Here is a 4,297-nt window from a genome sequence, read left to right on the forward strand (position 1 = left end):
CACGAGCGCACTGGCATCTGCGGGTATGTCGAAGCGACCGTGGGGTCCGTCCAGATAGGCCATCTCGCCCTGGGTGCACTGAGCGACTGCGCGAGTCATGTCGCCCGCTTCCTTGATCAGGAACTGCACCATGCCCTGCGGGTTGGGCGCGTTGCTGATGGAAAACGGGTTGTCGCGGTGGGGCCAGCGTTGCCCCAGCTTGAGCCAGGCAAACTGGCCTGCGCGAAAGTGGGTGGGCCGCGCGCGCTGCGGGGCAATTTCCAGCAGCCAGATGCGTTCGGCGCACCGCTCCAGTTTCTGGACCCGGTAGGGCTGTGCGTCCTGCCACAGTGGCCGTACCAGATACACCCAGAGCCACGACACCAGGGCCAGCGCCCCCAGCACCCACCAGAGCGTGGCGACCGCTTCGAGCTGGGCGTAGCGGCCCGAGACCAGCGTGTGGTGCAGGCCAAAGCCCAGCACCGCGAGGGCCAGCGCACTGTGCATCAGGCGCCAGCGTTCGTACGGGAGGCCGCTGCGCTGCCGCCATATGGCCATGAACACCAGCGCCAGCAGGCAGCCCAGTGCCAGCAGGCCGGTGAGCAGCCCCCAGGACCCGCCGCCAATACGCAGCGCATGCGCGTCCGATGTGTCCACAGGGCCCATGGGCGCGTACCACAGGGAGTAGAAAAACGGGTGCAGCAGCAACAGCAGGACGGCGGTTCGCGCGAACAACTGGTGCGCCTGCATCAGCAAATCGCTGCCCAACCAGCCCGACAGGGGCTTGAGCCGACCCAGCAGGAAAAAGGACAGCGGCACCACGGCAAAGCCGATCATGCCCAGACCGGACGCCCAGTCATCCAGCCAAGGACGTGCTTCCAGGTCGGCGGCGCGTGCCGCCAGCGCGCTGACCACCACGGGCAACAGCAGCAGGGCGAGGTAAATGCCGGCCCAGAGCGCTTTTTTGGGTTTCAATGCCTGACGCTTTCAGCGTTGACGGCGGGCTCGGACAGCGGCCCGCCTGCCAATTGATGGTGCAGGCAATGCACACGGGCGTCAAGCCACGCAGCCAGACCGTGCCTGACCCGTCGGACATAAAGAAGCCCGGGCAGACGGTTTGTCTGGCCGGGCTGAGCGGGCGGTGATCGCCGGATCGGGCTTAGGCGGTCAGCGATTTGCGCATTTTCTTCATCGCCGCGACTTCGATCTGGCGCACCCGTTCGGCGCTCACGCCGTATTCGGACGCCAGTTCGTGCAGCGTCATGCCGCCCGATCCATCGTCGTTGACCTTGAGCCAGCGCTCGGTCACGATGCGTCGCGAGCGCTCGTCCAGTTCGCTCATGGCGCGGGCCACGCCGTCGGTGGCCAAGGCATCGCGCTCGGCCGATTCCAGCACGGCGGTGGGCTCGTGGGTGGCGTCGGCGAGAAAGGCGATCGGGCCAAAGCGGTCTTCGCCATCGTCGCCCGGGCCGGGGTCCAGCACCACGTCGCCGCCCGAGAGCCGGGTTTCCATCTCGCGCACTTCCGACGCCTTGACGTTCAAGTCCCGGGCCACGGTATCGACCTCGCTGTCGGAGAACACGTCGCGGTGGGTGTCGCCGTCGATCGCATCGGCCCGAAACCCCTGCTTCATGGAGCGCAGGTTGAAGAACAGCTTGCGCTGGGCCTTGGTGGTCGCCACCTTGACCATGCGCCAGTTTTTCAGAATGTATTCGTGGATCTCGGCCTTGATCCAGTGCATGGCGTAGCTCACCAGACGCACGCCCTGGTCCGGGTCGAAGCGTTTCACGGCCTTCATCAGACCCACATTGCCTTCCTGGATCAGATCGCCGTGCGGCAAGCCATAACCCAGGTATTGGCGGGCAATCGACACCACCAGCCGCAAGTGCGACATCACCAGCATACCGGCGGCTTCCAGGTCGTTGTCGTCGCGCAGACGGCGTGCGGCGTCCTGTTCTTCGTCCAGCGTCAACAGCGGCAGGCGGTTGACGGCGGAAATATAGGCGTCCAGATTGCCCAGCGGCGGCACCAGCGCCCAGGGGTTGGCCATGGCCAAGGCACCGGTGGGCTGGCTGATGGCGGGAACGAGATTTTTGGACATGTGGATGACCCTCCTCAGAATGTCACAGACTATGTTAGCACTCAGTCAGAGAGAGTGCCAAAGGAATGGTTCCTTGACCTTGGAGGCGACGGGATTTTCCGGTGATCCCGTCGCATCGCGGGTGGACTTTGAGCGCTTGGGTCGTTGACCGTGAAACGGAAAACCATGGATTTCATGAAGAAAAGTCGATTTTTCTGCTGAAACCGGCTTGAACAGCGAAACCGGCATGTTGCCCCCGAACAGCGCAGGCACGGGGCCGGAGCGCGAAACAGGGTGTTCCGAGACCTCCAAGGGTAATCCCTCGTGCGCCAGACCTCGGCATGCTTCAAACTTTGGATACAGAGTACAGAACACAATTTGCCGAGAATTTTTACCCATCCACCGGAGATCGCACCATGAGCACCCCCCAAGACAAGTTTGAAAACGCAGGCAGCACAGGCGGCGCCGGCACGGCGAGCGCCAAAAAGCTCATCCCCTATGGCGGCTACTTCACCAACAAGGAGCCGGGCCACGATGCCGAGTTGACCGAAGTGGGGCCGGGCACGCCCACCGGGGAATACCTGCGCCGTTTCTGGCACCCGGTGTGCATGGCCATTGAACTGACCGACACACCGCGTTTCCTGAAAATCCTGGGCGAAGAGCTGGTCTGCTTCAAAGACGGCAGTGGCCACATCGGCCTCTTGCACGCCCATTGCGTGCACCGCGGTGCTTCATTGGAGTACGGCAAGATCGAGGAACACGGCATCTCGTGCTGTTACCACGGCATGGTGTTCGACGTGGACGGCACCTGCCTGCGGGTGCCGTTCCCCGAGGGCGAGGAGGAAGAGGGCGAACGCTACCGCTGCTCCATTCGCCAGGGCGCCTACAAGGCGTTCGAGCGCGCCGGTTTGATCTTTGCCTACATGGGCCCGCCGCAAGACGAACCACCTTTCCCGGAGTGGGAAGGCAATTTCACTGTGGCCGAGGGCGACGAACTGGTGCCGTACAGCAACTTCCAGCATTGCAACTGGCTGCAAGTGCAGGACAACGCTGCCGACAATTACCACACCATGGCGCTGCACGCCAAGCGCCAGGTCACCGGCGAGCACTACCAAGGCACGACCTTCGACGAAGTCGGCGCCGCTTCGATGGAAGTGCCGCCGGACATGCAGTTCGTGCCGGTGCACGGTGGACGCGGCGTTGCCTGCGCAGGTGCACGCCGTGCCGACGATGGCCACATGTTCATCCGGGTGCAGCACCAGGTGCTGCCCAACCTGAGCCTGCACGCCTACACCTCGGAAGACGGCAAGCAGAAAAAGCTGTTCAGCCGGTTCCACATGGTCCGCTGGACCGTTCCGGTGGACGACCAGAACAGCAAAATGATGGGCTGGCGTGTGATGGGCCCCGGCATCGACACCCGTGGCATTGGCGACAAGAGCCTGGTCGGCTACGAGTCGATCGATTTTCTGGAGGGCCAGGTGGCTTTGCGCCGCCCCGATCGCTTCGGAGAATACAAGCTGGAAGACGTGCCGCCCATTCCGGCCGATCACCGTGCCCGCCCCAACTACAAAGATTGCCAGTACGCCCCCGGCGACTACGAGGCGCTTGTCAGCCAGCGCCCCATCGCGCTCCACGCGCTGGAGAACCCGACCAAATTCGACGCCGGCCTCTACATGTTCCGCAAGCTGTTGCGCGATGCGGTGCGGGGCAGCAACCCCAAAGCCGGCGCCGAACAATTTGCCGCCTGGCTGCGCGACTGCGGCGGTGAACCCAACAGCTACTGCTCGGGCAATGTGTTCGACCTGCCCATTGGCCGAACCCGCGAAGAAGAAGTCACACTGCGCCGCCACCTCGCGCGCCAGGTGCTGACCATATTGACCGAGGCCGATGGCATGAAGGGCGCCGAGCGCGAAAGCTTTGTCAAAACCCAGATGGAGACCCTGCAACAAGACGTGCTGGCGCGGAGACAGGCATGAATGCGCCCCTGCCTCAGGGCCTAGCGCTTGATATGTTTCCGAAGCCACTGCAGGTGCGAGCGATCCGCCTGTTGGCCGAGGGCATTCATGCGTTTGAGCTGGGCGATCCGGATGGTGCCGAATTGCCGCTGGTGGCGGCCGGCGCACACGTTGACGTTCACTTGCCCGGCGGCCTGGTGCGTTCCTACTCGTTGGCGGGCGACCCCCACGAACGTTCGAACTGGACGCTGGGCGTGCTCCGGGAAGTGAAAGGCAGCGGCGG

The 4,297-nt window shown here is 63.8% G+C and carries 4 protein-coding genes and 1 pseudogene; 2 read left to right on the plus strand and 3 right to left on the minus strand.

What is annotated here, in order from left to right:
• The 3 genes from ABYB95_RS17930 to ABYB95_RS17940 form a co-directional block, all read right to left on the minus strand.
• A partial coding sequence (locus ABYB95_RS17930) for a ferric reductase-like transmembrane domain-containing protein (protein WP_372659983.1) occupies positions 1-954 on the minus strand: 954 nt, incomplete at its 3' end.
• A 184-nt stretch (positions 955-1,138) separates the two neighbouring features.
• Positions 1,139-2,080, minus strand: a complete 942-nt coding sequence (gene rpoH / locus ABYB95_RS17935) for an RNA polymerase sigma factor RpoH (protein WP_372659985.1) — start codon at positions 2,078-2,080, stop codon at positions 1,139-1,141.
• A 45-nt stretch (positions 2,081-2,125) separates the two neighbouring features.
• Positions 2,126-2,371, minus strand: a complete 246-nt coding sequence (locus ABYB95_RS17940) for a hypothetical protein (RefSeq protein WP_372659987.1) — start codon at positions 2,369-2,371, stop codon at positions 2,126-2,128.
• A gap of 104 nt (positions 2,372-2,475) precedes the next feature.
• On the opposite strand from ABYB95_RS17940, the gene ABYB95_RS17945 reads away from it, so the two are divergent.
• Together ABYB95_RS17945 and ABYB95_RS17950 are read left to right on the plus strand one after the other, a co-directional pair.
• The gene (locus tag ABYB95_RS17945) at positions 2,476-4,035 is read left to right on the plus strand and encodes a Rieske 2Fe-2S domain-containing protein (RefSeq protein WP_372659989.1); all 1,560 of its coding nucleotides are present in this window, start codon (positions 2,476-2,478) and stop codon (positions 4,033-4,035) included.
• Positions 4,036-4,067: 32 nt separating this feature from the next.
• Positions 4,068-4,297, plus strand: a pseudogene (locus ABYB95_RS17950) (oxidoreductase); the annotation flags it as partial.

This window comes from Hydrogenophaga sp. (assembly GCF_041633695.1).
GTDB lineage: Bacteria > Pseudomonadota > Gammaproteobacteria > Burkholderiales > Burkholderiaceae_C > Hydrogenophaga.

Bases quoted from the DNA above. Each gene is read 5' to 3' on its own strand.
- ABYB95_RS17945 (WP_372659989.1), top strand. From the start codon at position 2,476: ATGAGCACCCCCCAAGACAAGTTTGAAAACGCAGGCAGCACAGGCGGC.
- rpoH (WP_372659985.1), bottom strand. From the start codon at position 2,080: ATGTCCAAAAATCTCGTTCCCGCCATCAGCCAGCCCACCGGTGCCTTG.